Origin of the sequence: Rhodococcus sp. BH5 (assembly GCF_027583855.1) — a bacterium.
GTDB classification, from domain to species: Bacteria; Actinomycetota; Actinomycetes; order Mycobacteriales; family Mycobacteriaceae; genus Rhodococcus_F; species Rhodococcus_F qingshengii.
Genome location: NZ_JAJHVW010000060.1, coordinates 1 through 2,012, shown reverse-complemented (window position 1 = coordinate 2,012; position 2,012 = coordinate 1). Strand labels below are relative to the sequence as shown.

Below are 2,012 nucleotides of genomic sequence, written 5' to 3'. Positions count from 1 at the left end.
TCGGTCGGCGGTTCTTGTCGGCGGCGCCACCAGATGGTGAACAGGACGGCTCCGATCACCAAGGCAGCCAGAGCGATTACCGCCACCCAGAATTTCGGGCCGTAGTATCCGACAAGGACCATGCGCATGGCGTTGCGCGCCCACGTGAGTGGCATCAGGGCGTGCAGCCACTGCAGAACCGTCGGCATCTGTTCGATGGGGTATACCGCGCCGAAGGCGAAGATCTGAATCATCAAGGCGCCCAATGCGATTAAGGTTCCGTTGACGGCTCCGAACACAACGGTGAAGAGCCTGCCCGAGCTGACCGCGGCGGCACCCACCAGGATCATCACTGCGATCATCGCCAGGACACTAGGTGGTTCGACGTTTGCCACGGTCAGTGACACCACCGACAACACGAGCGCCGCGACCAAGGTGACCAGGGCGGGAATGCGGTAGCGGCGCAGCCCCTCACGTACCACGCTGGTGTGCGAGTTCAGTGAACGTCCGCGTCGTGGGCGGACGACGAACCACGTGAGAATTCCGCACAGGAACAGTGCCACTGAGATCACGGCAGGGACGGCTCCCGGCCCGAAACCGGCTGCGGGATAGTTGTTCCGCGCGTCGACGGCAACCGGGGACGAGAGAAGATTGGCCGTGGTGGCGCGTTCGTCGTCCGTGAACTGCGGCACCTGGGCGGCGCCGTCGGACAAACCGGTGGCGAGTTCCGCGCTGCCCGCGTCGAGCTCGCCGACGCCGGCCGATAGCTGCCCGAGACCGTCACGGAGCGCAATACTTCCGGTGTCCAACTGCCCGAGGCCGGTGGAGAGTTCCTGTGCACCGGTAGCGAGTTGGCCTGCACCGTTGGACAGTTGGCCCAGGCCGGTGTTGAGTTCACCTGCACCGGCCGCGGCGGCAAGGAGCCCACCACGGTAGTCGCTGCTCGGATCGGTGAGTTGGCGCGAGATCTCCCGCGCGCCGTCGCGAAGCTGGCCGAGCTGACCGATCACGTCGTCGTCCGACGGTTGTGCAGTCAGGGAAGCCCGCAGTCCACCCAGGGCTTCGACGAGTCCGGCGGAGACCGGATCGGCCGAGTTTCGAAGCATCGACGTGAGGGCGTCGATCTGACCGACGACGGCGTCCGAGGACCCCGCGAGGTCGAGTACCGGGGTGGTGACCATGTCGACCACTTCGCTGATCTGTCGGGCGCCTGCGCCGAGTTCGTCGGTGCCCCCGACCAACTGGTTGAGTCCGCTGCTCAGCTCGCCCGAGCCTGCAGCAGCTTCGCCAGCTCCGGCAGCCAGCTCGCCGGCTCCGGCGGCCAGCTCCTTGCCGCCCTGATTTGCTTCGCCCATGCCGGTGGCGAGTTCCTTGCTTCCAGCGTAGAGCTCGTTGGTTCCGGCAAGCGCTTCGGAGGATCCGTCGGACAGCTGTTGCGCTCCTGCTGCTGCTTCACCGAATCCTGTTCCGAGTTCACCCAACCCGACCAGCACCTGGTCGATGGACTGCTCGCCGATCGACTCGGAGACCGCAGAGCGCACCTGAGCGATGATGCTTTCACCGACCGGGCCGGCGACCAGACTGTTGTAATCGTTGTACAAGACGTCGAGTTCGGCCTTGCGGCCCGAACCCGATGCGGCACTGGCCACGTCTGCGCTGAAAGTCTTGGGAATGACGACAGAGAAGTAGTAGGTGCCGTCGTTGACGCCGTCGGCGGCTTCCTGTTCCGAGACGACCTTCCATGCAACGTCTCCGCTCTCGACGAGTGCGGCAACAACTTCATCGCCGGCTTGCAGACGTGTTCCGTCGAGTTCTGTGCCGGCATCGGCGTTGACGATGGCGACGGGCAAGCGGTTGACCGTGTCGCCCGGATCCCACAGTGCCCACATGTAGAACGCCGCAATCGACAGCGGTGCGATGACGAGGACAGCGAGAACTGTCCGGATGATGTGCGTGCGTCGCGTCGTGGCCGCGTTGTCGACTACGGGTTGTGGCGCCATGTGGAGCTCTCTTCTCGTGGACCGAAGCAGGTG

The 2,012-nt window shown here is 64.9% G+C and carries 1 protein-coding gene; it reads right to left on the bottom strand.

Annotated elements, in window-relative coordinates:
- Window positions 1–1,979, bottom strand: a 1,979-nt coding sequence (locus RhoBH5_RS32445) for a YhgE/Pip domain-containing protein (RefSeq protein ID WP_270009624.1), incomplete at its 3' end; no start/stop codon positions are given.
- Window positions 1,980–2,012: the final 33 nt, after the last annotated feature.